Consider the following 25,875-nt stretch of genomic DNA (forward strand, 5'->3'; position numbering starts at 1 on the left):
CGATGCTGTCATGCGCTTGCGCAATGACGTATTAGCGGACTTGGACGCGGTGGGTTTTGTTCAGGCCAACTGCGCGCATGATGTACATGCCGCTTGCAAACCCAGCATTCTTAAGGGTTTGAGCGAGGTTAGCACCTTCGGCATCAATGCGGCCGAGGAACTTACCGGTGGCGCTGAACACGTTATAAGCAGACACCTTTTGAGCATCGAGACGCACGGCATTCGCAATCGATGTCTTGTTCGGATCGTTAAATTCAATCCAGTCCACATTCAGGTAACCGCCCGTAATCAAGAGCTTGAGCACATGTTCACCCTTCTTGAGATCCACAGAACCGATGTCTACTACTTTATATGTAGTCCACACAGAATCAATCTTTTCGAAGGTGATGGCTTCGGTAATTTCCTTGTCGTCAACGAACAGCTGCATGCCAGAAGTCTCGGAGGCAGTAGCGATATTTGCCGTGATGTCGTACTTGGCGTCGGCAGCGACATTGATCGTGTATTCTACCCATTCGTCATCTTGCGTGTAACCGATGGCGTAGCCCTTGCAAGCTTCAGCGCCGCACTTGGAATCGCTAATGTCGACAATGTCCACTTCGTCTTCGCGGTAGGCCTTCCCCTGGTTTTCGCGGTCGTTGTCGTAGAAGGCCTTATTGTGGCCGCCCACGTCATAGTTTTCGGCTTCGACCTTGCCCGGAATCTTTGCAGCCACTTCCTTGTAAGGAGTCTGCGGCACAGCATTCTTTTCGCTTTCCATGTACCAGTAGTCGAAATCGAAACCACCCTGCTTTACCACAAAGAACAAGTCATCAATGCCTGCAGCATCGCTCAGGTCATAAGAATTTTCTTGCCAGGCAGAACTAGACGGAATATTCATTGTAGCAAGGAGCGCTCCTTTTTCGGAACCGGCATGGAGTTCAAGCTTACCGCCGTTGCCCCTGGTGCAAATGATAATACGATCGGCACCGTCACCCATGTCTACAGAGCGCACCTTCGTATAGAAGTTGTTGCCCATGTTGGTCAGGTAAACCGCACCATTTTGAGCCTTCACATGGTTGATGATGGTATAGTTGCCACCTTGAGGGTCGCCAGGCCTGCTCACGCTCATGCCGCCCACCCAAGACTTAGTTTCGGCTTCTACGCGATCGAAGGGATCAAGATTCTTGACCGGTTTCACGACACCGTTATTGGTGGGATTAATTTTCGGAATGGTTCCGTCGGCACCCCAGGTAAATTCTTCGATTGCAGTGGAACGGCTGAAGCCGCCACCGCTCACGTTCTTCTGGTTATGATAGAAGAAGAAGCTACGGCCCTTAAAGTCAATGATACCGCAGTGGTTCGTAAATGCGGCACCCTGACCCGGTTCCATGATAAGGCCGCCCCAAGTCCACGGACCTGTGGGGGAATTGCTGGTGGAATACGAAATACGTTCGCCACCGTTGCCCGTACCATGAGAGGCATAGAGCATGTAATACTTGTTGTTACGCTTGTGAATCCACGGACCTTCGGTGTACACAGAATTACCGCTGGGCGAGAAACCGCGGCTCATGTCGAACACCTTGATATCGCCATCGAATTCGATCATGTTTTCTTTGAGCTTGGCGTAATAAAGCTTCGGGTTACCCCAGTAGAGCCAAGCCTGACCATCGTCATCAATCCAAACGGTGGGGTCAATGTAGTCCCAGTTGGGGCCTGCAAGGTGCTGGCCATTGCGAGCATCCTTGAACGGACCTTCGGGCTTGTCGGCCACAGCCACGTTAATAGCGCGGCCACCGCGAGTGGATTCCACGGTCACATAGTAATAGTACTTGCCGTTGCGGCGCACCACTTGAGCGGCCCAGTCACCGTTCTTCTTCGCGTTACCGCCAAAGCTTTCGTTCGAAAGAATCAGTTCGCCCTTGTCGGTCCAGTTCACCATATCGGTGGAGCAAGAAACACGCCAGCCGTGCATGGTAAAGAAGTGACCGCCTTCGTCGTTACCGGTGTACACGCAAACCGTGTCGCCAAACACGACAGGCGCCGGGTCCGGAGAATAATATGTCTGGATAATCGGGTTTTCGGCCATAGCCTGCGTGCACAGCCCGAAACCAACCAAGGCAATTGCAGCCTTAATGCTCTTCGCAAACATCATAATGCATCCCTTTACGCCCCCACCGGAGCGATTTTCCTTACTCACCAACCTAAAAATTACCCCCAAAAAAGGGTAAAACTCCACGCGAAAAGGCAATTCGCGTGGACAAATTATCAATATGCCTTGATTTTGAGCGTTTTTTGCAGGTTTCCGCTCTTGACAACCGCAATGTAAGTCCCTTGTAGCAAGCGGCCATTTTTGCCGAATTCCACCAGAGAATTACCGCTACCCTGCCGTTTGGCCACCATGTTGCCGTTGGCCGTATACAGGCGCACTTCGTAATCGCCGTCGGTATTCACCATCAGGGCTACAGAGGCGCGGGCCATAGACACCGGGCGAACCGTTAGCGTATTTGCCACGCGGGCAACTTCCACAATCGGCATCGGGTCGGTCTTAAAGTTAAACCAGTCCACATTCATCAAGAAGTCGGTAGTGCCCGAGTAAGTGAACTTGAGTTTCTGTTCGCCCTTCGCCAAATCGATGGTGGTCGAAGTTTCGTACCAGTCGTTCCAACCCTTGGTCTTTTCGGGGTCCACCGTAAGCGTTGCCAGAGCCTTGCCCGTAGAATCGCTCACCGTAATGGTGGACTTTTCTTCGGCGGCGCTTGCCACGCGGGCGGTAAGGGTGTAGGCGCCAGCAGTCGGCACCTTCACCAGGTATTCGCTAAAGTCGCCATCGTTAATCCAGCCGAGGTTCGGCACGCCTTCTTCGTCGGGCTCAATTTGCACGCCGTCCATAGCGGTGTAAGCTTCGGCCTCAATCTTGCCCGGGAGCGTCACCGGTTCGAAGGGCTGATTCGTGAGCTTGAGGTTGCCATCGAATTCATAAACCTTGCCCGGAACCGTGGTGGTCGTGAACTTGTTCGAACCATTCACCAGGTTCAGAGTCTGGCCCACATCGGACTTGATGGCCACATAAGCGAGCTTGCCGCCCTTCCAGGCCATAGAATCGATTTCGAAACCGCCGCGGGCGCGAATACCCTTGATGTTACCGTCCTTCCACTGAGAAGGCAGCGCCGGCAACAAGTTGATTCTGCCGTTATGGCTCTGCATGAGCATTTCGTTCACGCCCGAGACTGCACCGAAGTTACCATCAATCTGGAACGGCGGGTGGGAATCGAACAAATTATTATAAGTCTTGCTCGGCGTAAGCAACATGCGAATCATGGTGTAAGCGTGATCGCCGTCGTGCATACGGGCCCAGAAGTTGATCTTCCAAGCGAGCGACCAACCGGTAGCATCGTCGCCGCGCTGCTTCAGCGTAACGCCTGCGCCCTTGATCAAGTCGGGAGTTTCTTCGGGCGTAATCTGTGCGCTGGGGAAAAGACCGTACAGGTGCGAAATATGGCGGTTCTTGTTGTTCGGGTCATCCCAATCCTGCAGCCATTCCGTAATCTGGCCGTACTTACCCGTCTTTGTAGGCGGCAAGCGCTTTACCACCGCTTCCATCTTGGCGCGGGCATCTTCGTCGACACCGAGAATCTTGGAGGCCTCGATGGTGTAATTCAGCACGTCGCGAATAATCTGGTTGTCCATGGTGGGGCCAAAGCAAACGTTGTAGCCACCGTGATCGTTTTCCGGAGAATCGCTGGGTGCCGTGACCAAGTACTTGTGGCCAGTTTCGGGTTCTTCAATCAAGCTGTTCACAAAGAACAAAGCCGCGCCCTTCATGGTCGAATAAACGTCTTGCAAGTAAGCCTTATCGGTCGGGTTGAACAAGAAATGTTCCCACAAGTGCGTGCTTAGCCAGCCTGCGCCCGTGGGCCACAAGCCCCATGCGCCATCGATAGGAGCGGTACGGTTCCAAAGGTCGGTATTGTGGTGTTCCACCCAGCCTTCGTCTACACCCCAGTGCACCTTGGCCGTCTTTTCGCCCTGCGGCACCATGCTCTTGATCTTGTCAATCAGCGGCCACACGCATTCGCCCAGGTTCGCCGTTTCTACCGGCCAGTAGTTCATTTCCAAGTTGATGTTGGTGGTGTACTTACTGCCCCAAACCGGGTTCGTGTCTTTGTTCCAAATGCCCTGCAAGTTAGCCGGCTGGCCACCCTTACGAGAGCTCGAAATCAGCAAGTAACGACCGAATTGATAGTGCAATTCAACAAGCGAGGGGTCATTGGTAGAATTGAAATTCTTGACGCGAGTGCTGGTAATGTCGCCTGCGCTCTTGTCGGGTTCGCCCAGGTTCAAAGAGACGCGATTGAAAATCGTCTGGTAATCCTTGAGGTGCGCGCTGAGCAAGTCGTCGTAAGACTTTTTGGCTACCTTCGACATGATTTCAGTTGCGATTGCGCCCGGATTGCCCGAGACATCATTATAAGACTTGAAATTCGTAGCCGTGGTGAGCACGAGCATTGCGGAGTTTGCGCCCTGCACGTTGATTTTGCCGTTCGCGACCGAAACCGTACCGCCGTCGGCCACCACGTTCAGGCGATTTTGGAACTTGATGGAATTCACCGTGACATCGTAAACGAGCGTGTTGCCGCTGCTGGACATGCTGTTGCTACGGTGCGGAGTCGTCATGGTGGCGCCAAAGCTCACCGAGCCGCTCTTGTCGGCCGTGAGGCGCACCACAATCACATGGTCCGGGTAGCTTGCAAAATATTCGCGGGTGTAGTTGACGCCGCCGGCCGTGTACGTCGTTTTTGCGATAGCCGTTTTGAGGTCGAGTTCGCGGCGGTAATTGGTAGCGCCCGAATGCGACGTGGTAATCACCAGGTCGCCCACCGGCTGAAAGCTTGCCGGGCCCGGACCAATCATATAATTAGATACAATGGATTCTGCCGTGCGGTAGTCGCCACGGAACATGGCATCGCGCGCGTCTTTCAGGTGGCTTGCCGCACCCTGCTTGTTGTTGTCGCCGGGGCCGCCCGACCATACGGTACTTTCGTTCAGGCCGATAATGTCTTTTGCAACGCCACCGTAGACAATGCCGCCCATGTAGCCGTTGCCAATGGGCAAAGCATCGGTAAACGAGGTACCCGCATCGCTATTGTACCACAGTTTTAGGGGATTTTCGGCAGCGAAAGCCACAGGTGCAAACACCGTCGCCGCACACGCCAAAGTACCAAACACTAAGCCCAGCGTTCTCATAAGAGCTCCTAAAAATTTCCAACCACAATAAAATTAGCCCCAAAAACGGGCTAAAAAATGCCCCAAAAGACACTTTTTGTTGATTTTTTATCAATGGGTGCGCCCAGACTTTGTGAGATTTCTCAATTGCCATTTTACGCCGTCTGCAGTTATTCCACAAATTTCTGATAACTCCAACCTAGTCACATTAGGATTATTTGATATCGCATCAAGTATTTTCTGGGTAGTTTTCTGGGTAGTTTTTTGGGTAGGATTGGGTAGGATTGGGTGGGATTGGGTGGGATTGGGTAGTATTGGGTAGTCTTTTGGGTAAATCCTTTATTTCCCGCTCCGGGCGGCGGCAATCTCGGCGTTGATTTCGTCGAGCGTCATACCTGCAGCAGGGCCGCGCTGAGCCTGCCTGCGCAATTCCATGAAGGCCTTCCATCCAGTATTATCTTTCTTGTTCTCTTCTTCTGATTTTTTCTTCATCGTATTTCTCCATTAGTTGCTTGAAGGGCGCATCTTCACAATACTCTTATCTTGCATTTTCAAATTCATTTACCCATTCCTTGACCTTCGCCTGCAATAGTTTCTTGTCCGGCAGGTACAGCTCATAGGCGGAGGCGTAAATATTCGCATCTTCGGGCAAAGTCAGCTTCACAAGGGTGTCCTTCTTCTCCTTGCAAAGCAGAATGCCGATAGTCGGCTTTTCAAAATCCTGCTTTACATAGCGGTCGTAATAGTTTACGTACATCTGCATCTGGCCGAGATCCTGGTGCGTCAACTTATCGACCTTCAAGTCAACGAGCACATAGCACTGCAGCAGACGATTGTACAAGACCAAGTCCACATAGTAGTTGTCCTCGTCAAAGGAGAAACGCTTCTGACGCGCTTCGAACAGGAATCCTTTCCCCAATTCAAGCAGGAAATCTTGCAATTTACCGATGATAGCAGATTCCAGTTTCGATTCCGAATACGAAGCGTCCGGCTTCAAGCCAACAAATTCAAGCGTCACCGGATTCTTGATGATATCCTCCGGCTTTTCCACCACGTTGCCAACCTGTGCCAAACGGGCAACCTGCTCCTTGTCCCGGCTCAGCGCAAGACGCTCATACAGGCTTGAACCATACTGCCGCTGCAACTCGCGAAAAGACCAGTTCCCGGAAGTGGCCTCTATCTCGTAAAAACGGCGTTCATCGGCATTCTTGATACGCATGAGCACCAGGTAATGGGACCACGAAAGGGTGAATTTATATTCGCCCTCAATTTCGTAAACACTGTTTACGAAATTCGAGTACACATTGAAAAATTTTCTACAGAGAGTCAATGTTTCAACAGACCAGCCCTCCCCATGTTTTTCTATCAGTCTGGCTGACAGGTGAATGAGCACTTGTTTTCCATATGCTGCTCGGTTCTTGCCTTTCTGTTCATCTTCGACTATATACTGCCCTATCTTGAATTTGGTGCAGACTTCGGCAGCATTGATGGTCGATGCAACCATTTTTCGGGATTGTGTAATAAGGGGAGATATCTTATTGAACAGTGATTTCACCGCTTTTGCAGGGACGTTCTCTTTATTTTTAGTCATATAGCTTCCATGTGGTCACAATTTGTGACCGGTTCCTTCCCGCTCCTAGCTGCGGCAATTTAAAATGGAAAACAGCCGTTCAAAGCGAGAATTGCGTCTGCACTGCAGGCGCAATTTGGGTTTGTTATGTTTTGGGATGCTCTTGCGGTGCTGTTGGCGAGGGCTTTCCTCGGCGTTACCTGGCATGGCTTCCGCCACACACTCGAGCAGGTCGTGTTCCTATCAGCTATCCAACAACATCAACAAGAAGGTTGATGAACCCCACCGCGGATGCACGTACGGGCCGCAAGGCCTATGCCGACTGTCGTAGGGATTGTCGTAATACAGGGATAAATATACAAAGAAGTTTGAGGAAAGTCAACGCCTGCGCTATTCTTCGACGGCTTTCCATCCGCGATTTTTGCGAAGGTCTTCGTCTTCCCATATTTCATGGGGCCACACTTAGATTTTATTTCTCAACAATTTCCCAATGGCCGTTCTTGCGCGCGCCGACTCTACGGATAAGGCCAAGTTCTTGGAGTTTTTTCAAGTTCTCACGTATGGTTTCTCGAGTTTTCTGCATCTTATCGGCTAACTTGTCATAAGTGTAAGAATTATTCTCTTGCAACAAATTCAGCAACACCTTTTGCGTGCTATTTATAGGCAGATTTATAGGCAGGTTTATAGGCAGATTTATAGGCGGATTTATAGGCGGATTTATAGGCGGATTCACACCCCCTATATTCCATTTACTAGCAAGTTCCTTATACTGGTCGCTTGCACGGCATTCAACCGTAAGCCCGCCAAATTCGGCCTTTGGCTTAGGGAGCTTGGAATCAGTTTCTTCGCAAGCCAATTCGATATTGTAATAGCCGCGTCCCCAGCTTTCCACATAGCCGCTCTTAAAAAATACATTGGCGATATTGGGGTTACGCGGTTTAGAAACATGCTTTTTGAAAAGGTCCTTCACCTTCACTTCTTCAGGCATGTTGCCCGGATTCCACATCCAGATACGGTCAGAATAAATCTTGATTTGGATAGGAGTCGTTTCAGTGTAATCCTTATGGACGACGGCGTTCAACAACAATTCCCTGAAAGCGTCGGGCGGGAAAAAGAACCGCTCCTGGCGATTGATTCCCTCGTAACTCACCAACGCCTTCATGTATTTCGTGAAAATCAAGTCCATCGCCCGCTCGACCTGAATCAAAAGCGGTCCATGGATTTCGTCTTGGTACAAAATATCCGCTTCGGTCGCGAAAAAGCCAATCTTTATATACGCTCCCGTAACCCAGCGTTCCGGGTCAGGATGGAAACACATCATGGCCGCACGTGTCAAAAGGCAACCTTCGGTGCAGCGGAGATTCTGGAGAAGATTCTGCACCGAGACTCCGGCAGCCTTTTTATCGAGACGCTGCGATTCGACCGCCTTTTCCCTGAACAACTTTAGCGCTCCGTGATCCAACTCCTTCGTCGAAATTCCAGGAACAGGAACGGAATCCCAAGTGCGCCCCTGCATGAACAAAGCATAGCCTTTATCGTCAACACCGACAAAAAGCGACCCGCCTTCGGTATTTGCGAATGCACAAATCCATTTCAGGTATTCATCTTGCCAAGACTGTTTAAATTCAGCGTATTGACATTCTTTAACCAAAACTTTCGTAGCCATGCAGCCTCCATGTAGCCGCGTTCGCGGCTGGTTGATGTTAGAGGCGTCCCCATTATCCCGAAAATCGAAATAAAAAAAAGACGCATTTCTCCATTAGACGGAGAAACACGTCGGGCATTAATGTACCTAATATCCCCAAAATTGGCAAGAGTGGCAAGAAAATTTTACAGTCACCCAACCTTTTATCCAACCTATCGCCCAACCGCTGCCGCCCATCAAAATAGAACGATGTCCGCATTGGAGGTCGCGATTTGCGATCTTCATTTGTAACTAGAAATTTCGGGCAACACTGTTGCCCCAATTTGATAGACAGTGTCTGTCAAATTTGATGAGCCATTTTACCCTCTTGCTTGCTCCAACAGTTCCTCAAACATGTTCCGGTATGCATCAACGTCGTCCAGTTGCACGATGGTCGTAATCTTGTTGCCGGCATCTTTGGAAGACGCCCCGCAATGGTACAACTTTTCGCTCTTGGTCTTGAAATCCACGAGAATGTAGCGGTCGTGGAACTTGTGCATGGCGGGTTTCTTGTCAATCGACACGTCCGGTCGGGCGGCCCGATAATCGGCAAGCATGTCATCTGTCATGCGGCTTCCACCGAGCAAGTCGCTGAAAATCAGGACGAAAACGCCCTCGTGCACATTCCGCAGCAAATTCAGTGTCTTGACATCCACATAATTATCAACAATCAACAGCGACTTTTTCGCCATACCGTAAATTTGCGCATAGGCGACATCTGCCTCCAGCTTGTGCCCGTTCAGAATCAAGAAATGCTCGTATGTCGAGGGATCGACGAAATTTTCCATGACCATCTGGAGGTCCACATTGATTTTTCCCAGATCGCTCCGGATATCGCGAACTTCGCCGGAAAGCTCCTTTACTTCAGCGGAAACCGTTGCGATTTCGCGCGTGTTTTGAACAGTCTGTGCCGCAATCTGGGCAATTCCCGCAGTTCCGAGTAGTTGATGGTTTTCCGCAACGATATAGTCCTTCATCTGCTTGAAAAGGCGAATAAGGGCCATACTTTGACGAATCGCAAGGTCACCTTTTAAAACCGTCATAAGCATATAGATGCCCTGTTCGGTGAAGGCATACGGCAATTTTCGTGTTCCACCCCAACTTGATGTGCATTTTTTGCACATCAAGTTTTGCATTTCATCCTCATTCAATTGAAACCGAAAATCCTCCGCAAATCGATCAATGTTGTTTTTTACCTGGCGATTGAAAAATCTCGTCTCGTATCCGTAAATCTCGGCTAGGTCGGCATCGAGCATCACCTTGACCCCGCGGATGGTGTATATCCGCAATTTCAACAACGTTTCGTCGATGAGCGGGAACTCCGCGACAGCCAATTTATCAGTTTTTCTTGCCATAATAATCCTCTAGCCCGCTCGGCATGAGCGAACGTTAAAAACGGTTTTAATTGCGCCTACACTGCAGGCACAATCTGGGTTTGTTATGTTTTGGGATGCTCTTGCAATGCTGTTGGCGAGGGCTTTCCTCGGCGTTACCTGGCGCGGCTTTCGCCACACACTCGAGCAGGTCGTGTTCCTGCCAGCTATCCAACAACATCAACAAGAAGGTTGATGAACCCCACCGCGGATGCACGTACGGGCCGCAAGGCCTATGCCGACTGTCGCAGGGATTGTCGTAATACGGGGATAAATATACAAAGAGGCCAGCGGGAAGTCAACACCCGCGCATTACTTCCCGCTCCTGGCTGCGGCGATCTCGGCGTTTATTTCGTCGAGCGTCATGCCTGCGGAGCCGGCCTTCTCGGCATCGGCGGAAAGTTGCTGCATGGTCCGGAGCATGCGACTCGCAACCGGGTTCGCGTTATAGAACACACGCCTGTCTGCGGCATACGCCGGAGCATCGGCCGAGGCGACATCGAACGGTATGCGGCGCTCGCGCACGACTGCCCGCGCAAAGACATTTATGGCGGTACTCATTGACATCCCAAAATCCTCGCACAGCTTGTCGAAGTCCTTTTTAAGGTCGCTGTCCATCCTGATGCTAAAGGTCGTCTGAGCCATACACTCACCTCTTTTTTACTAAAAATACATAAAAACAAACCAAAATGCAACCGTTTGTGTTACAAATTATGTTATCACGCGTAGTTTGGCGCGGCCGTATGTCTAATTTTTTCGATTTTTTAGACATATCCAATCCCATATGTATAAAAATTCCCGTTTTTTATACACGTTTTGGACTAATGCGTCAGTTACAAGGAATTATTTGACGGCAGACATTGTTGTGCACTATATGGCGTGGCTAAATGCTGCGCTATTTATATGTTTTCTGGGAACCTCTCACAACCGTTTATTATATGTCCCTACAGCAGAACATCGGCGTGGCCCTCAGGGCGTTGCGTGCGCAAAAAGGCGTCTCGCAAGAAAGACTGGCACTTGAAACCGGCATCGGCCGGCGCTACATGAGCGATATCGAGAACGGACGCCGGAACGTCTCGCTCGAAATCATCGAGAAGATTGCCACATACTTTGAGATGAGCGCAAGCGAACTCGTCGAGAGAATCGAAGCAGCCGATTATCCACCCCTCACGCTGAACGGACTCAAGGACATTCTCTGCGAGCGCGGCTACGAAGATGCCGTGGTACTCGAAAGCCCCGACTACCTGAATGCAATCATCGGCGTGAGCGACGACGGACGCGTCATCTACGACTACGAGAAAATGGCGCGGTGCTTGATGGAAACCGACGGCATGGACTTCGAAGAAGCAACTGAATTCATCGACTTCAACACCCTCGGAGCGCTTCCGTATATGGGCGAGAAAAGACCGATAATTTTGAATAGAATTAATGACTAAAAATTTAAAGCAGCAAGAGGACCAGCATGTCACTTCCTAACTATCTTAAACAGGCTTTAGAAACTGGATTTTGGGATAATAGTGTAGAATCAAATGCGGCCTTTAGACCGCAGTTTGTCGCAAATGAAAAAGACAACACCATGTTTGCCTTTTTGGACAAATCACTCCATGAATGCGAAAAATTTGTGATTAGTGTCGCCTTTATTAATGATGCTGGTTTGTCTCTGTTAAAAACGACTTTAGAATATCTTGAGGATCACAATATTCCCGGAAAAATTCTCACAACGGACTATTTGACATTCACAGAACCTAAAGCGCTTAAGATATTGATGGGTTTCAAGAATATTGAACTCAAAATGTATTGCTGTGGCAATAGTCAAAAAGGGTTTCACACAAAAGGGTATTTATTTTTTAAGGACGACATCGTAAAAATTTCGATAGGAAGTTCCAACCTAACCCGAAGCGCAATTCTTGAAAACAAAGAGTGGAATACCATTTTTACATCCTCTGGAAAGGGGGAAATTTATCAGCATATTATTGACGATTTTGAAACATTATGGAATAGCGAGCATTCGCATACAATAAATGACGAAACACTAGAAGAATATCAGCTTCTTTATGCAGAAAACAAGCGATTAGAACAAGAAAAGAAGAGGATCCTAAAAGAATCGAAAGTTGTATCTATAGAGCAGATAAAACTCGAACCAAACCAAATGCAAATCGCGTTTATTAAGCGTCTAAAGCAAATGCAAGAAAATGGCGCAAAACGTGCGTTGCTTATATCAGCAACTGGAACAGGCAAAACTTATGCAGCAGCATTCGCCTTGCGAGATATGAAACCACAAAGGGCTCTCTTTTTGGTGCATCGCGAAATCATCTTGAAGCAAGCTAGGAAATCCTTTAAAAAAGTTTTTGGCGACACTAAATCTTTGGGACTTTATACAGGTTCAACCAAAGAATTAGATCGCGATTTTATTTTCGCAACTATGCAAACGATGATTAAGCATTATACTGAGTTTGCAAAAGATTCTTTTGATGTAGTTGTTGTAGACGAAGCTCATCGTGCAGGAGCTGACGGCTACCAAGAAATAATGGAATATTTTACTCCAAAATTTATGTTGGGCATGACAGCCTCACCAGATAGACTTGACGGATTCGATGTATACAAAACATTTGATTACAATATAGCGCATGAAATTCGCTTACAAGAAGCCATGCGTTTAAATCTTTTGTGTCCGTTCAACTATTATGGAATTACTGATTTATTCGTCAATGGACAAAAAAAGGAAAATCGAGAATTTGAAAATTTAGTATCCGATAAGCGAGTTAATTTTGTTATTGAAAAAGCTAACCGATATGGATATTGCGGAAAACGATTAAAAGGACTTGTATTTTGCAGCAGCGTAAAAGAAGCCGATGAATTATCAAAGAAATTTGCAGAACGAGGATTTCGAACAGCCGCCTTACATAGCAAAATGAAAATAAATGGCAAGAAAATTAGCGGAAAGGAATTGGAAAATTTAAAAGAAGAAACAATACAGAAGTTAGAAGAAGACGATTACGACAATGGCTTGGACTATATATTTACCTTCGACATGTTTAATGAAGGCGTTGATATACCGCAAGTAAATCAAGTTATAATGTTAAGGCCCACGCAATCTCCAATCGTTTTTATTCAACAATTAGGACGAGGTTTGCGCAAGGCGGACGGGAAAGAATACTTAATGGTACTTGATTTTATAGGTAATTACAATAATGATTATTTGATTGCTGTTGCACTCTCTGGAGACAGATCCTATAAAAAAGACAACATGCGTCGATTTATTCAAAATGGGTCTAAAGTTCTTGATGGAGGTTGTACGATTCATTTTGACGAAATTGCTAAAGAAAGAATTTTCAGATCGATAGACCAGATTACAAACATCACAACAATTATAAAGAACAGTTATCAATCCCTCAAGTTGAGGCTCGGAAGAGTTCCTTCTTTAATTGATTTTTGGGATAATGGTGAAGTTGATCCTCTTTTGATTTTGAATAAGTATGGCAATTATTATGAATTTTTGCGAATAACGGAATCAGAATTGCCTGATCAGGACATTCTTAACGAACAAGAAAGCAATATATTAACATATCTTTCGACGATATTAGCCAAGGGCATGCTGATTAAAGCCTCTAGACTACTACAGATTTTGTTGAACAAGGGAATAGTAGAATATGGTCCCGAAATTGAAAAAAATATTGTATCAATTCTTCAAGGATCATTTTTGAAAAAAACTTTTTATTTAGAGGAAAATGGCAAGAAATCCAAAATCGTTGACGAAAAGAAAACAGGAGAATACTGGGCTAATAATATAAACTTAATTGATATCGACGGCAATAAAGCTAAAGCAAAAGATTCGTTTGCCCAAGCTCTCTCTAAGACCGCATTTAGAAAATATGTTGACGACATTATCACATTGAGTTTTGCAATATACGATAAAGTGTACAAACCTTATTTAGTAAACGACAATCCGTTTGTCCTTTATGAAAAATATTCTCGTCAAGATGTTTGCCTACTCCTTAACGCGGATAAAGATTTATCCTCTACGATGTATGGGAAATGGCGCCAAAATGATGACGTTTGTATTTTTGTTACATACCATAAAGCGGATGCTGGAGAAAACAAAGAATATCTCGAAGGCAAGCCAAACTATGCAGATGAATTTAGAAATGACGAAATTTTTTATTGGGACACGCAGATGGGAAAAGATGAAAACAGCAGCTATATGAAAGACGTAGAAACTGCGCCTCGAAAGCATCTTTTCGTAAAGAAGAGTGATGGAGAAGGCGATGACTTCTATTATATGGGAAAATTTAAAATTATCGAGAAGAAACACGCAACAAAGAAAGATAATAAAGGGAAAGAGCACCCCATTGCAAAAGTTACATTTGAAATGGAAACACGTGTAAAAACAGAATTGCTAAATTATTTAAAAGCAAATTAGGATGATATGAAACACATTGAAGTTGTAGCTGGCATCATTAAAGATAGTGATAAGATATTCGCAACCCAACGCGGTTATGGCGAATTCAAGGATGGCTGGGAATTTCCCGGCGGCAAGATGGAGCCTGGCGAAACACCGCAACAGGCTCTAGCCCGTGAACTGAAAGAAGAACTCGCTATCGATGTTTCTGTAGGTGATTTTCTATGCACGGTTGATTACGATTATCCGACATTTCATTTGACCATGCATTGTTTTTTCTGCACGATTATAGGAGGCAAGGCTCCAGAGCTTTTGGAACATGAAGCAGCTAAGTGGCTGAGCATGTCAGAGCTTCATTCTGTAAACTGGTTGCCCGCTGACGTAGAAGTTGTCAAGGTAATTGAGAAATAACAAATCTAACAATAAAAATTTTCTCTGCATAATACCGATATTATGCATTATAGATAGCAAATAACCCTTGGGGCGGAGCCTTTAGGTGCTTTAAAAAACAGCTAGGAGAAACACGAATACACCCTTCTAGATTTTATTTTCGATTTGTTAGAGAGTTTATTATTTCCAATACATTTCAGCGCTTCCCAAACACATGGCAAACGCAGGTTTGTAACAAATTAATACGATTTATACAATTAATTTTATACATGAATTTCGTATAAAATAACTTATATTATTAGCAAGTTTTTTATTTTGAGGAAAAAATGTCACAAAATATTGTTTACATGAAACATGATGAAGTAGACGCTTTATTTAAGCAAAAATTAGGATCTAATGTTAATGAATCCCTGCTGGAAGCTCTATATGACTTTCTGCCTCAGATTTCTGCATATAAAGAAGAGGATAAAACATTTAGTTTTAAAATAGCAATAGGAGAAAATTTTAGAGAGAAAATCCGATTGGGAGATGGTTTCTACAAAATTGCAACATATGATATAAAAAACGATAAACACGATTGTTCTGAAATAAAAAAAATCCTAAAACAGATTGCCATTTTTTGTGCCAAAAATGCTGATTTGTATATAAACTTGCTGAATGATGAAAAAATTGAATTTGGGGTTTATTTTGTAGAGTTAGAACAGACTGGAGTGCTCGAGCGACAACTATTGATATCTAAAGCCGTTCTTTTGGAGGGTTTCTCTTATGAAGGAATCCGAATGTTAAGCTTTGATGGGAATTATTACAGTAGCTCTTTTATTAGGACTTCTTTTACGAAAGAGTTCAATGATAAAAAATATAATGAAGCGCCTTCTCATTGGAGCAATGAATGCCAATATTGGGACGGTGTTTTTAGAAAAGTTCGTCAGACTGTTCATGGAACAATGTGTTTGATTGTTAGACCTGAATGGAAAGAAAACGATGATAATTTTATTGGGAATAAGGCTACTGATTTTGAAGGCGTTTCTATTGCATATGAACGAACAAATGATGCAAAAAGAGTCTTTGCATTGCAAAACAGTATAGAGTTGTTTATTTCAATGTTAGACTTTGATGGAATTACCGTCTTGGATACGACTGGAAAAATAAGGTCTTATCATAATATTGTTGATAATACGAATAATCAGAACGATATTCCTGGAGGAGCTCGACATAAAGCCTACGCATCTTTGAAGAATACAATCGACTGGGAAACAAGAGGTTATGTTGGTATCTATTTTCAATCGCACGAGGGGGAAATCAAATTCCATGAATTTAGCTCCGGAGAAGAATACGATTATTTTAAATCAGAAGTAATGAATTGTGGCTCAGATGAACCCCTCTTCTCGGAATTGAAAAAATATTACTATGAGGGACGCTACGATTCCGTTGTGAATTCGTACTATAATTTTGGATGCCAGAATTATCAGATTTATTGTGACATTGAGGCTCTAGAAAAAGCCCATTTGGGATGGGATAATTTTTCAAATGAAATTCAACCAGCTAACCAATTGAACCAGCATCTTTCTGCTACGGGTGTAAGCATTAATACGGTTGCCGAATATCCTGGCGCACTTAGAAAATTGATAAATACTTTAATAATGAGCTATGTTGGAAATCGTTATGGAAATTCGGATGGAGCCGCATCATATGTTGAGGCAATTCTTAAAACAATCTCAAAGGATATGTGGAATTCTTATTTGCAAGAAAAAGATTTTATATATGGTAAATTAATTCAAGATATATCGTATTTTAGTGACTCTCAAAGGACTCGATGGAAGCTTTTGGAAAATATTATTACCGCGACTGGTTGCAACGTGCCAGAGGAATTTGCTTTTGACAACTTCTATTGGCGAACCCGTGCATATAACCATATACGCGATGTTATAATGGGATATGAAAAAGGAGACATTCCCGACAAATCTAAAAATATCGAATATTAATATTGTCCTCGTCTCGTCACATTCGTTTATGTGGATAATATGATCTAAATTGATTATGGATCTAGGTAAGATGAAAAAAAATCATTTTTTTTTCATCTGGCACTGCATCCAAGGTTTTAGGGGCGGAGCTCCTAGGAGAGGGGGTGTCCGGAAGACCCGGCCCTTCGGCAGGCTCAGGGACCTTAGCCGGGGCTGTAGGCAGGGGGAGGCTTCCCCCACTGGATCCTGCTCCTACGAACCTAACTCAACTAAGGCTACAAGTAGCCAAGTTTCGTATATCGACTTCAGCGCTTCGCGCTTTCGCTCAGGGTGACGATGCAGTCGTCCTTGTCGAAGTCCGTGCCGAAGGCTTGCCGGTAGCTCGATTCCAGCGCCTCTCCGGGGGTGCAGTTTTCCCTGAACAGGACCATGCCGCTGTCCAGGCATTCCATGTCGAGCTCGCCGTCGGTGTCGATGCTTTCCGGCCGGAACGTGGACCACAGGCAATAGTCGGTGAACCCTTCCCGAATGTCTTCTTCGAGCAGGTTGTCGCCCGTGCCCGCCTGGACTTTCAGGAACGCTTTCGCGCTCTTGACCCATGCGAGTATCGCGCCGCCGAACGTGTCGTTTTCCATAGTGCCTCCGCCCCGAAAGATAGATAATGTTCGTGACAGAAAATGACATTGTGATTATGGCGAATTCGCCACAATTAATTTTCGAGAAATCTCTTGACCGGGGCCGCGCGAGGATGTATATTTAGTGAACGGGTGTGCAGACTTCTTTCTGCGCATCCGACCTGAGATTACGACAATCCCTGCGACAGTCGGCATAGGCCATGCGCCCGTACGTGCATCCGCGGTGGGGTTCATCAACCTTCTTGTTGATGTTGTTGGATAGCTGGCAGGAGAAGCAGCCTGCTCGAGTGTGTGGCGAAAGCCGCGCCAGGTAACGCCGGGGAAAGCCCCCGCCAACAGCACCGCAAGAGCTTCCCAAATAAAACTACTAGAAAGCTAAGGCTCAACATACGTTGTGCGTCTGCGTATTTGCGCCTTCGTATTGTTATTAAAGAGAGGTTTTTTATGAGCAATCGAAAGATTGAATCTCACAATATCCATATTGATTCTGATTAAGGAGCGCTGGGGTTCGGGAGTCGTGAAGCAACTCAGTCTGGATTTGCGGCGGGAATTTCCCGATGCAGACGGATTTTCTGTGTCGAATCTGTGGTTTATGAAGAAATGGTACTGTTTTTATACGCAGAAAGGGGCTAATCAAATTCTCTACCAAGCTGGTAGAGAATTAGCCAAGACCAAGTCTAGTCAGTCTGATAGCGAAAAACTCCAACGGGCCGTTGGAGAATTAGACAAGACAAAACTGCACCAAGTTGGTGCAGTTTTGCCAGCCATCTTTACCGGTATCCCTTGGCGTCACCATGTAGAAATTATCACGAAGTGCAAATCTGTAGAAGAGGCCCTGTTTTACATCAAAAAGACTGTGGAACAGGGGATGAGCCGTGCCGCGTTGATCAACTGCATCAAGGCGGATCTTTTCAGCCACCAAGGCAAGATTGTCAACAATTTTACCGAAAAACTGCCCGATTTGCAGAGCAAACTGGTTCAAGATGTGCTGAAAGAGAACTACGATTTCGGCTTTGCTACTGTTGGTCACGAAATTTACGACGAAGCCGAATTGGAAGAGGCTCTTACGAAGAATGTCACCGACCTTTTGCTCGAGATGGGTACGGGTTTTGCCTTCATTGGACGGCAAAAGGAGGTTCTTGTAGGTGGACGAAGCCGCAAAATCGACCTGCTGTTTTACCATATCCGCTTGCGCTGTTTCGTCGCCTGCGAACTGAAGGCAAAGCCGTTCGAGCCGGAGTTTGTCGGCAAACTGAACTTTTACGTGAACGCGGTAGATGAGTTGCTGAAGGCACCCGAAGACAATCCGACAATCGGGCTGTTGATTTGTTCCAACATGGATTCAACCGATGTACAGTGGTCTTTCCGTGGGCTGGGCACGCCGATGGGGGTCGCGACATACAACAACATCCGCATCAAAGATGCGTTGCCTTCGAAGGAACTGTTGGAAGAGCGCATGCGCCTTCTGCAAAAGGAAATGCATACTACGAAACGGCTCATTCGGAAAAAAGGCGAATAGCGCGTTCATGGAGGGGCGGCGAAAAAGGGTTTTTTTGATGAAAAATGGCGAAAAACCGCTAAAATCGCCTTTTTTGAATTATTTCTTTGGAAAATATCCAAAAATGACGAATTATTTGTTTGGAAAATATCCAAAATTGATTATATTTTTCTTTGGAAAATGTCCGGAGGCGGTTCTAGAATGTATTTTGAGCGAAAAATTGACAAATTCTTGTTGGAATGGTCCAAGCAAAAAAGCCACAAGCCGCTACTGCTACGTGGGGCACGCCAAGTAGGGAAATCTAGTTCTGTTGAACACCTGGGTGAGCACTTCGAAAATTGTGTCAGCATCAATTTTGAAAAGAATCCGGAATACAAAGAGGTTTTTAACAAAAATCTGGATGTGAATAGAATCGTTGCTGAAATTTCCGCTATAAGTGCCCAGCCTATTATTCCTGGACAGACGCTCCTTTTTCTAGATGAGGTTCAGCTTTGCCCCGAAGCGATCATGTCGCTCCGTTTTTTCAAGGAGGATTTGCCCTGCTTGCACGTGATTGCCGCCGGATCACTGCTTGAATTCGCCCTACAGGAACTCCCGACTTTTGGCGTGGGCCGCATCCATTCCATGTTCATGTACCCCATGACCTTTGACGAGTTTGCGCAGGCAAACGGTTTTGACGAGCTTCTAAAAATCCGCGACCAGGCATCGAGCGATAAGCCGTTGCCGGAAACGATTCACAATAAATTCGTGGAACTTTTCAGAACCTACCTCATGGTGGGCGGAATGCCAGAAGTAGTCGCCAAGTGGGTTGAAAGCAAGGACTATCTACAGTGTCAATCTATCCAAGACGACATTCTGATTTCGTACGAAGATGACTTTGCCAAATACAAGAAGAATGTCGACCCTACTTTACTCAGGACTGCATTCCGAAGTGCGGCATTGCAAATCACAAAGAAATTCACGTATGCAAAGGTAGGGAACGGTTACAAAACAGAAAAAATCCGTGAAGCCATGCAGTTGCTTACCCTTGCGGGAATTGTCACTCCCGTAACACGTTCTGCAGCAAACGGACTCCCTTTGGGGAGCGAAGCGGATCCGTCTTACCAAAAATACCTGCTTCTCGATTCCGGTTTGCAATTACGGCTAATGAATATGTCCCTTGGCGACATTTCCGAGACAATCTCTGCGATTCTCACGGCAAGTGCCGCGGATCTTGTGAACAAAGGCTCGTTGGCAGAAATGGTTGCCGGGCTTGAACTTTTACGGAACAAGACGCCAAATATGCGGCACGAATTGTTCTATTGGACGCGGATGCAAAAGAATAGCCAGTCCGAAGTGGATTATGTGGATTCCCTTGGTGGACATGTCATGCCTATCGAGGTCAAGGCAGATACCCAGGGGGGCATGAAGAGCCTATGGAATATGATGCGCGAGAAAAATCTTTCGAACGCTTATCGTATTTCTCTTGAAAACTTAGGGCAATTCGACTATCATGATTCCGAAGCGGAAAATGCAATTCGCCACGTTCAAATATGTCCGCTTTACGCCATATCGCAGATAAAGTAGAATTGGTTGAGTAAAAGTTCTTTAAGGAGCCCCAAGCCCGTCCAATACCTTGTACAGCAGGGTGTAAAGCGTCTTGGCTTCGGCATCGGAGAGGTTCACGCAGCTGGCCATGGACTTGGGGATGCTCGCGGCTTTGCGCTTGAGCGATTCGCCTTCGGCGGTGAGGCTTACCGAGAGGCAGCGCTCGTCGCTTTGTTCGCGGGTGCGCTGGATGTAGCCCTTGGCCTCGAGCTTTTTTAAAAGCGGGGTGAGCGTGCCGGAATCGAGGAACAGTTTTTTGCCGAGTTCCGAGACGTTGCACTTCTTTTCTTCCCAGAGCACGAGCATCACTATGTACTGCGTGTACGTGAGGTCAAGCGGCTCCAGGTACGGGGCGTAGCGGCGCGTGATTTCCTTGGACGCGGCATACAGCGGGAAGCACAGCTGGTTTTCGAGTTTTAGCTGGGGGCAGTTCATGGGGGCTCCTAGAGCAGTTTCTCTACACAGGCGCGCACGGCGTCCATGTCGGCGGTGGGTTCGAAGCGTGCGACTACGTTACCAGCACGGTCCACGACGAACTTGGTGAAGTTCCACTTGATGTCGGGATTATTCTTGTAGTCCTTGTCGATGCTCTTGAGGAGTACTGCCATGGCGGCGGCCTTCACGCCAAAACCGAAGCCTTCGAAACCTTTCTGCGATTTCAGGTAGGTGTAGAGCGGGAGTTCGTTGGGGCCGTTCACGTCGGACTTTTTCATTTGCGGGAATTCGGTGCCGTAGTTGAGCGTGCAGAATTCGTGGATTTCGTCGTCGGTGCCGGGGGTCTGGCCCTTGAACTGGTTGCAGGGAATGTCGATGACTTCAAAACCCTTATCGTGAAAGTCGGAATACATCTGTTCAATGGGCTTGTAATGCGGGGTGAAGCCGCAGCCGGTCGCGGTGTTCACGATGAGCATTACCTTGCCCTTAAAATTTGCGAGCGGGACTTCGTTTCCTTTGCCGTCGGTGAGCGTGTAATCGTAGATGGTCATATTTTGCCTCCGCGTTTTATAGATTTAATTGCATACAATTCAATTTTATAAAATTTATTGTCAAATGTCAATAGTTTTAAGAAAAAAATTCTTAAAGGCCGTTTTTTTACAAAAAAAAGCCACCCGGAAGGAATCCCAGGTGGCAATTAGGCAAGGAGTAAACTCTACTTGAGCTGCACGCGGAGCGCCTTGGCGCCAGAGCCGCGTACCATGTAGATACCCTGGGCAAAGCCGGCTGCCTTGAGCGTTTCGGTGAGGGCAAGGCCTGCACGCGGTTCTACGCTACCCATAAAGCGGCCGTTTGCGCCATAAACCTTGAGCGAACGCTGCATATTGGGCATAAAGTCCATGCTGTAGGTCGGCACCTTGCGAATGCCGGTGGTGTTAAGTTCTTCCTTGGTAAGTGCGAACTGGATCCAGTCCAGATTCACGTAGCTACCGGTGAACTGCACGCGCAGCACATGGTCGCCTTTTTCAATTTCGGAGGTTTCGCCGTCCATGAGCGTATAGGTGTTCCAGTCTTCGGTTTGCGGCACCGCAACGGTATCGGTCACGGCCTTGCCGTCGATAAACAGGCGAATGCCACCGCCTTCAAGACCATCTGCCACGCTGGCGCGGAACACGAACTTGCTTGTAGTCACTACGTTCACGCTGTATTCGAGCCATTCGCCTGCCTGGGTGTAGCCGATAGCGTATCCCTTGCTGGCGTCGGCAGAATCCACCTGCACAATGTCGACACCGTCTTCGCGGTAGGCGCCTCCTTCGTTCACAAAGTCCTTGTCGTAGAACGATACGCTCTGGCCGCCCATATCGTAGTCTTCGAGCTGCACAAAGCCCGGCACGCTAAAGATGGCCTTGTAAGGTTCCTGGGTCACAGCGCCGTTAAAGTCAGCGAGCGGAATTTCCTTGATGTCGCGGATGTAACGGAAGGCCTTTTCGATACCGGCATTGTTCACGACGTCATCGCTGTAATAGTTATTGGACTGTTGCAAGGTATTCTGCCCCGCCTGATTCTGGCCCACGCCTGCAGGGGAATTCTTGAACACGTTTTCCTTCACGGTAAAGCCACTGGAGCCTTCGTCCAGATAGATGGGCACATTCCAGTAGTCGGCCCACTTGGACGTTCCGTTATCGTGGATATAGTTGTGCTGGATTTCGCTACCGGTCCCCTGGTTAGAGAGCGTGTAGATCGGGCCGGAGTCGCAAAGCAAGCGGGCAATGTGGTGAATTTCGTTCCAGTTCACATGGTTATTGGTCATGGCAGTCTGCTGCTTTGTCCAGCCAAAGCCAATAGAAATGCCGGAGTAGTAAGTGTAAGAGACTTCGTTATGCTCGATTACCACGTAGCGGGGGTAACCGGCGCCAATACCCACGGCACCCTGGTGTTCATTCGTCACGTTGGTGACCAAGTTGTTCTTGACCGTATCGCGGGTGCTGATTTCGTCCTTGTCGCTCGGGTTGTAAGCGATATGGATTTCAGTCGTAGAATCCTGATAGAACTTGCCGAGCATAATGCCCGCGGCACCGATTTCGAAGAAGGCGTTACCCTGAATCATGTCATCGTTAGTGCCCGAGACAAAGTCGAGGCCCGTAGCCGCAATTTGCGAGAACACGTTACCCTGCACCAAGAAGTGATGCGCATTTTCGACGCGGAAAGCCGCATCGGGGCGCCACAGCAAATACTTGTTACTGTTCAACTTTTCCCAGTTTCCGCGACCCGGATCCGGAAGCACGTCCACGTTGAAGTTTGCCGCCTGCAAATCCAAAAAACCTTCTTCGCTCGGGCGGGTATAATTGGAATGAGCAAAGATGAGGCCTTCGAAGCTCATGTAGCCCACTTTGTTCTTGGTGTCTTTACCCAAAACGCTGAACAAAGTATTGAGGCGGGGCGCAACCACGTGGGCAGTCGCCATGCTTTCGCCTTCACGGGGCTTGTAATAAAGCGTTTGATTTTTTTCGTCCAGGTACCATTCACCCGGAGCGTCAATCAAGTCGTAGGAGTTTTCCAGATAAAAGACCTGCTGCTTAGGCGGATTGCTCATGAAAGCGGTACCGAGCATGGGGTATGCGCGGTGGAACAACTTAGTGCGTTCAGGATCCTTGGGAATGAGCTTTGCCGTACCGCCGTTCACCTGGGCCTTTTCCAGGCGCAAGATGTTTTCGGACCAGGCGATCATCAGGTGGATTTCGACATCTTCGATGTTCTTGATATTCTTGATGTAGTCGGCGGAGACATCGAAGGCGCGACCCGCAGAGTCTACCTTCGTGAGGCGCACAAAGTCGTGGTCAAAGCCGCCGTTACCCTTTTCGTTTGCGGCAATCACGTTGGGGAAGCACGCGCGAACGGCCTTACGGTTGTTCACGTAAAGCTGGCGGAATCGACCGTCTACGCCTTCGGCTTTCCAGATGTTGTTCGCCTCGTCGTGAATGGTCCAGCCGGTAATCTGCATACCGCCGGTAATGAGCGGCTTTTCGCCATCGGCCGCTTTATAACGCACGTAGTGGCCGTCTTTACCGCCGTCGGCTTCGGTGAAGTCGACGGTTGCCGGAAGCACGTAGGTGCCTTCGCGGAGAATGACTTCGATGTCGCCGGTCATAGAACCGTTAATAGCGCGCACGGCTTTTTGCGCCTGCGTAATCGTCTTGAACGGAGCATCTTTTGTACCCGCGGCAGCATCATTGCCAGAGGGGGAAACGTAGAATGTCGCCTGAGTGGCGGCAGCGGCGGCACCTGCAAAAGCGAGCGTGCAGCCAAACACCAAAGAAAGAATCTTTGTATCCATAAGAAACCTCACATGTAACCATTAGAAAAATTACCTTTTACTGTAAAAAAAAGAACTCCTTTTTAAGGAGTTCTCGTTGACAAGTTGTCAACGCCGAAACACTTATTTGATATGGTGTCCGGTCAAGTCAAAGCGCATTCCGTTCTTTTCGACAAAGAGCTTGCCGCCTTGCTTGCGGAGGCACGGGGCCGTCTTGGAAACAGGGGTCGGAGCGATTGCGCGGATTCCTGTTTTGTCTTCACAAGTTTCTTTTTCGCAAAATTCTAGCCAGTCAACATTCACATAGCTGCCTGCAATGACAAGCCTTAGAATGTGTTCGCCTGCCGTAAGGTTAGCGGTTCCGATATCCATTTCTTTGTATACATTCCAAGTCGTGTCAACCTTGTCAATCGTGATAGTATCAAGAAGCACCTTGCCATCGACAAGCAGCTGGATTTTTGAAGTCTCGGAAGCAGTCGCTACATTCGCGCGAACGCCGTACTTGCCATCGGCAGCGACTTTCACGCTGTATTCAAGCCACTCGCCCGCTTCGGTGTAACCAATCGCGTAACCCTTGCAAGCGTCACCATTGCAAGTCGCACCATCCAGGGTAACGACATCCACAGCGTCTTCGCGGTAGATTTCGCCCTTGTTTGAAGCATCTTTGTCATAGAAACTGAAGCGGTTGCCGCCCTTGTCGTAATTTTCCGCCTCGATTACGCCCGGAATCGCCGCAGGTTCGCCACTAAACGCCTCGCGCACGAGCGGATTCGTTTCGACAGTGTCGGCCCAGGCCATTTTCATGCGGTCTACGCCCGACTGGTTCACGATTTCGAGCTTGATGTTTGCACCCTCGCCGCTGCGCTTTGTCATACTGTACCAGTCACCATCACGCAACCCCGGCCAATAAAAGCTACCCATTTCCCATTCGCGCAACTGGTCGGACATGCCGCGAATGTAGGCCATGAAGTAGTTGGTCGGGGTGGAATTGTAGTCCATGTAGTCGTAATGCACGCCCGCCTTGTCGCCAGGGCTCATGGCACCACCCCATTCTGTACACACAGTGCGGTCAATGTACTTGCCCACCTTACCCTTGAAGCTGTTTTTCCAGCCCTGTTCGGTGGTAATGCTCATGTTCCAGAACGTGTATTCGTGCACCGCAAAAAGGCAACCTTCAAAACGCGGGTCGTCGGCAATGTCGGGCACATTCCACGCAAGGCCCGAGCCGTCAAGCAGAATATGGTCGCGCGGCACATTCGGGAACTTGCTCAGCCACTGGGCGTAAAGGTCGCGCAGCTCCGTTTTGCTGTACATGTGCGGCTCATTGAAAATTTCAAAATAGGCATTCGGGTGGTCGCCGTATTTTTCGACGATTTTTGCCCACATGCTCCACCAATCATTCATGTTCTTCGGGCCCGAAGGCTGTGCAGGGCCCCAATAGCCCATCACGATGCGGCCCTTGGAAAGACCCATGTCGATAACGCCCGTGTAGGTATCCCAGAACTTGAGAATCGTGGGTTCGTTCACCGGAATTCGCACGCTGTTGGTGCCGAAAAGCTCCTGGAACTGCCCGATAACGCGGTCTGCCACCACAGATGCCGACTGGTAATTATCCGACAGGCTCATGCCCGAAAGCACCAGCACGTCTGACACGAAATTATCGCGTTTATCTGCCCAGTTCACACCGCGGAACTGACTTGTGACAGCGAAAGAATTCACTGTCGAAATAGCTGTAGCCGCCAAAATGATGCAGGCGGCACGCCTGACCTTAAAACCAAACTTCATAAGAACACCTTCCTTTTCCACCTTTCAAACAACCTGATTATAA

19 protein-coding genes are annotated in these 25,875 nt (G+C 47.6%); 6 read left to right on the forward strand and 13 right to left on the reverse strand.

All coding sequences use genetic code 11. The features are described 5' to 3' along the window. Positions 1-31: 31 nt before the first annotated feature. The 8 genes from B7988_RS10980 to B7988_RS11015 form a co-directional block, all read right to left on the reverse strand. The gene (locus B7988_RS10980) at positions 32-2,131 is read right to left on the reverse strand and encodes a family 43 glycosylhydrolase (protein WP_088657941.1); all 2,100 of its coding nucleotides are present in this window, start codon (positions 2,129-2,131) and stop codon (positions 32-34) included. Between the two features lie 113 nt (positions 2,132-2,244). Further along, positions 2,245-5,223 carry a glycoside hydrolase N-terminal domain-containing protein gene (locus B7988_RS10985; protein WP_088657942.1) on the reverse strand — a complete coding sequence of 993 codons (2,979 nt, stop codon included), beginning with the start codon at positions 5,221-5,223 and terminating at the stop codon, positions 2,245-2,247. Between the two features lie 90 nt (positions 5,224-5,313). Beyond that, complete coding sequence (locus B7988_RS15470; protein ID WP_088657943.1) at positions 5,314-5,538, reverse strand: winged helix-turn-helix domain-containing protein; 225 nt, start codon at positions 5,536-5,538, stop codon at positions 5,314-5,316. Between the two features lie 3 nt (positions 5,539-5,541). Beyond that, entirely contained in the window at positions 5,542-5,694 is a 153-nt protein-coding gene (locus B7988_RS10995; protein ID WP_249268968.1) for a hypothetical protein, read from the reverse strand. A 46-nt stretch (positions 5,695-5,740) separates the two neighbouring features. Then, positions 5,741-6,793: a PDDEXK nuclease domain-containing protein gene (locus B7988_RS11000; RefSeq protein WP_088657944.1), complete on the reverse strand. Its 1,053-nt coding sequence runs from the start codon at positions 6,791-6,793 to the stop codon at positions 5,741-5,743. Between the two features lie 448 nt (positions 6,794-7,241). After that, complete coding sequence (locus tag B7988_RS11005; protein WP_088657945.1) at positions 7,242-8,438, reverse strand: ATP-binding protein; 1,197 nt, start codon at positions 8,436-8,438, stop codon at positions 7,242-7,244. Between the two features lie 338 nt (positions 8,439-8,776). Further along, positions 8,777-9,811 (reverse strand): ORF6N domain-containing protein, encoded by a 1,035-nt coding sequence (locus B7988_RS11010; RefSeq protein ID WP_088657946.1) that lies wholly within the window; start codon positions 9,809-9,811, stop codon positions 8,777-8,779. A gap of 330 nt (positions 9,812-10,141) precedes the next feature. After that, complete coding sequence (locus B7988_RS11015) at positions 10,142-10,474, reverse strand: type II toxin-antitoxin system RelB/DinJ family antitoxin (RefSeq protein ID WP_073114134.1); 333 nt, start codon at positions 10,472-10,474, stop codon at positions 10,142-10,144. 242 nt (positions 10,475-10,716) lie between these two features. On the opposite strand from B7988_RS11015, the gene B7988_RS11020 reads away from it, so the two are divergent. The 4 genes from B7988_RS11020 (at position 10,717) to B7988_RS11035 (ending at position 16,600) form a co-directional block, all read left to right on the forward strand. Beyond that, on the forward strand, positions 10,717-11,265 hold the full coding sequence (locus B7988_RS11020) for a helix-turn-helix transcriptional regulator (protein ID WP_212668317.1): 549 nt from the start codon (positions 10,717-10,719) through the stop codon (positions 11,263-11,265). 26 nt (positions 11,266-11,291) lie between these two features. Next, positions 11,292-14,249, forward strand: coding sequence for a DUF3427 domain-containing protein (locus tag B7988_RS11025; RefSeq protein WP_088657948.1), 2,958 nt, complete (start codon positions 11,292-11,294; stop codon positions 14,247-14,249). A 6-nt stretch (positions 14,250-14,255) separates the two neighbouring features. After that, positions 14,256-14,639 carry a (deoxy)nucleoside triphosphate pyrophosphohydrolase gene (locus tag B7988_RS11030; RefSeq protein WP_088657949.1) on the forward strand — a complete coding sequence of 128 codons (384 nt, stop codon included), beginning with the start codon at positions 14,256-14,258 and terminating at the stop codon, positions 14,637-14,639. Positions 14,640-14,944: 305 nt separating this feature from the next. Beyond that, positions 14,945-16,600, forward strand: a complete 1,656-nt coding sequence (locus B7988_RS11035; RefSeq protein ID WP_170930638.1) for a hypothetical protein — start codon at positions 14,945-14,947, stop codon at positions 16,598-16,600. A gap of 284 nt (positions 16,601-16,884) precedes the next feature. Here the strand turns inward: B7988_RS11035 and B7988_RS11040 are convergent, their stop codons facing one another. Beyond that, complete coding sequence (locus tag B7988_RS11040) at positions 16,885-17,214, reverse strand: hypothetical protein (RefSeq protein WP_088657951.1); 330 nt, start codon at positions 17,212-17,214, stop codon at positions 16,885-16,887. Positions 17,215-17,695: 481 nt separating this feature from the next. On the opposite strand from B7988_RS11040, the gene B7988_RS11045 reads away from it, so the two are divergent. Together B7988_RS11045 and B7988_RS11050 are read left to right on the forward strand one after the other, a co-directional pair. Further along, complete coding sequence (locus B7988_RS11045) at positions 17,696-18,733, forward strand: PDDEXK nuclease domain-containing protein (protein WP_170930639.1); 1,038 nt, start codon at positions 17,696-17,698, stop codon at positions 18,731-18,733. Positions 18,734-18,913: 180 nt separating this feature from the next. Continuing rightward, entirely contained in the window at positions 18,914-20,278 is a 1,365-nt protein-coding gene (locus B7988_RS11050) for an AAA family ATPase (RefSeq protein WP_088657953.1), read from the forward strand. A 21-nt stretch (positions 20,279-20,299) separates the two neighbouring features. On the opposite strand, the gene B7988_RS11055 is transcribed toward B7988_RS11050, so the two are convergent. The 4 genes from B7988_RS11055 to B7988_RS11070 all read right to left on the reverse strand — a co-directional run bounded on the left by B7988_RS11055 (position 20,300) and on the right by B7988_RS11070 (position 25,832). Continuing rightward, on the reverse strand, positions 20,300-20,734 hold the full coding sequence (locus B7988_RS11055; RefSeq protein ID WP_088657954.1) for a MarR family transcriptional regulator: 435 nt from the start codon (positions 20,732-20,734) through the stop codon (positions 20,300-20,302). Between the two features lie 8 nt (positions 20,735-20,742). Then, positions 20,743-21,285, reverse strand: coding sequence for a glutathione peroxidase (locus B7988_RS11060; protein ID WP_088657955.1), 543 nt, complete (start codon positions 21,283-21,285; stop codon positions 20,743-20,745). 164 nt (positions 21,286-21,449) lie between these two features. Next, positions 21,450-24,068 carry a carbohydrate-binding protein gene (locus tag B7988_RS11065; RefSeq protein WP_088657956.1) on the reverse strand — a complete coding sequence of 873 codons (2,619 nt, stop codon included), beginning with the start codon at positions 24,066-24,068 and terminating at the stop codon, positions 21,450-21,452. Positions 24,069-24,170: 102 nt separating this feature from the next. Continuing rightward, positions 24,171-25,832, reverse strand: coding sequence for a cellulase family glycosylhydrolase (locus tag B7988_RS11070; protein ID WP_088657977.1), 1,662 nt, complete (start codon positions 25,830-25,832; stop codon positions 24,171-24,173). Between the last annotated feature and the right edge of the window lie 43 nt (positions 25,833-25,875).

It is taken from the genome of Fibrobacter sp. UWB1 (assembly GCF_002210325.1).
Taxonomy (GTDB): Bacteria; Fibrobacterota; Fibrobacteria; order Fibrobacterales; family Fibrobacteraceae; genus Fibrobacter.

What these genes read in the sequence shown, in the direction of transcription:
- B7988_RS11025 (WP_088657948.1), top strand. Translation starts at nt 11,292, where the DNA reads ATGTCACTTCCTAACTATCTTAAACAGGCTTTAGAAACTGGATTTTGG.
- B7988_RS11070 (WP_088657977.1), bottom strand. Translation starts at nt 25,832, where the DNA reads ATGAAGTTTGGTTTTAAGGTCAGGCGTGCCGCCTGCATCATTTTGGCG.
- B7988_RS11015 (WP_073114134.1), bottom strand. Translation starts at nt 10,474, where the DNA reads ATGGCTCAGACGACCTTTAGCATCAGGATGGACAGCGACCTTAAAAAG.
- B7988_RS11060 (WP_088657955.1), bottom strand. Translation starts at nt 21,285, where the DNA reads ATGACCATCTACGATTACACGCTCACCGACGGCAAAGGAAACGAAGTC.
- B7988_RS11050 (WP_088657953.1), top strand. Translation starts at nt 18,914, where the DNA reads ATGTATTTTGAGCGAAAAATTGACAAATTCTTGTTGGAATGGTCCAAG.
- B7988_RS11030 (WP_088657949.1), top strand. Translation starts at nt 14,256, where the DNA reads ATGAAACACATTGAAGTTGTAGCTGGCATCATTAAAGATAGTGATAAG.
- B7988_RS11010 (WP_088657946.1), bottom strand. Translation starts at nt 9,811, where the DNA reads ATGGCAAGAAAAACTGATAAATTGGCTGTCGCGGAGTTCCCGCTCATC.
- B7988_RS10980 (WP_088657941.1), bottom strand. Translation starts at nt 2,131, where the DNA reads ATGATGTTTGCGAAGAGCATTAAGGCTGCAATTGCCTTGGTTGGTTTC.
- B7988_RS11035 (WP_170930638.1), top strand. Translation starts at nt 14,945, where the DNA reads ATGTCACAAAATATTGTTTACATGAAACATGATGAAGTAGACGCTTTA.
- B7988_RS11040 (WP_088657951.1), bottom strand. Translation starts at nt 17,214, where the DNA reads ATGGAAAACGACACGTTCGGCGGCGCGATACTCGCATGGGTCAAGAGC.
- B7988_RS10985 (WP_088657942.1), bottom strand. Translation starts at nt 5,223, where the DNA reads ATGAGAACGCTGGGCTTAGTGTTTGGTACTTTGGCGTGTGCGGCGACG.
- B7988_RS11000 (WP_088657944.1), bottom strand. Translation starts at nt 6,793, where the DNA reads ATGACTAAAAATAAAGAGAACGTCCCTGCAAAAGCGGTGAAATCACTG.
- B7988_RS11020 (WP_212668317.1), top strand. Translation starts at nt 10,717, where the DNA reads ATGCTGCGCTATTTATATGTTTTCTGGGAACCTCTCACAACCGTTTAT.
- B7988_RS11065 (WP_088657956.1), bottom strand. Translation starts at nt 24,068, where the DNA reads ATGGATACAAAGATTCTTTCTTTGGTGTTTGGCTGCACGCTCGCTTTT.
- B7988_RS11005 (WP_088657945.1), bottom strand. Translation starts at nt 8,438, where the DNA reads ATGGCTACGAAAGTTTTGGTTAAAGAATGTCAATACGCTGAATTTAAA.
- B7988_RS11055 (WP_088657954.1), bottom strand. Translation starts at nt 20,734, where the DNA reads ATGAACTGCCCCCAGCTAAAACTCGAAAACCAGCTGTGCTTCCCGCTG.
- B7988_RS10995 (WP_249268968.1), bottom strand. Translation starts at nt 5,694, where the DNA reads ATGAAGAAAAAATCAGAAGAAGAGAACAAGAAAGATAATACTGGATGG.